The sequence below is a fragment of the Photorhabdus viridis genome, assembly GCF_040256935.1.
Lineage (GTDB): Bacteria > Pseudomonadota > Gammaproteobacteria > Enterobacterales > Enterobacteriaceae > Photorhabdus > Photorhabdus viridis.
Map to the genome: position 1 here is coordinate 1 of NZ_JBEJZY010000262.1, position 467 is coordinate 467.

Annotated in this window: 1 protein-coding gene; it reads right to left on the reverse strand. The window is 36.6% G+C overall.

Features of this window, described 5'->3' with window-relative positions:
- Positions 1-467: hypothetical protein (locus ABR397_RS23280; protein ID WP_350307771.1), on the reverse strand; the 467-nt coding region annotated here is incomplete at both ends.

The following is a 467-nucleotide window of genomic DNA, read 5'->3' on the forward strand; positions in this document are numbered from 1 at the left end:
TCATAATAGAAATCTGAACTGGGCGGCGATTTACGTGGGTAGTCAGTATCAATATTAATGCTGTCGCTAAAGTCAGCGATAAGATTACCTTTTGCGATGATACTTGCCCGTTCAAGAATAAGGTTGTCTTTTTTTATATCGTATTTTACTTCACCCGGCGGTAAAATATGATAACTTTTATCATCCCATTGGTGATATGTGTTGATTTTTTCCAGGAGCTTATTAGACGAGAGTTTATAGATACCGGAGGGGGTATTAAATGAATCGGTGATAGAGACATAAGTGTCCTGAGGGAAGTATTCAAACAGATTAAAATACCCTGATGCTTCTTCCGATATTCTGCTTGTATTTAAAAGTTTTTTTCCCGTCAGGAAAATATCTTTTTCGGCTTCAATTTTGCTCAATTCCTGATTTGATAATATCTCACTGTTAATATAAATATTTCCACCCGATGTGAGGACACTGGG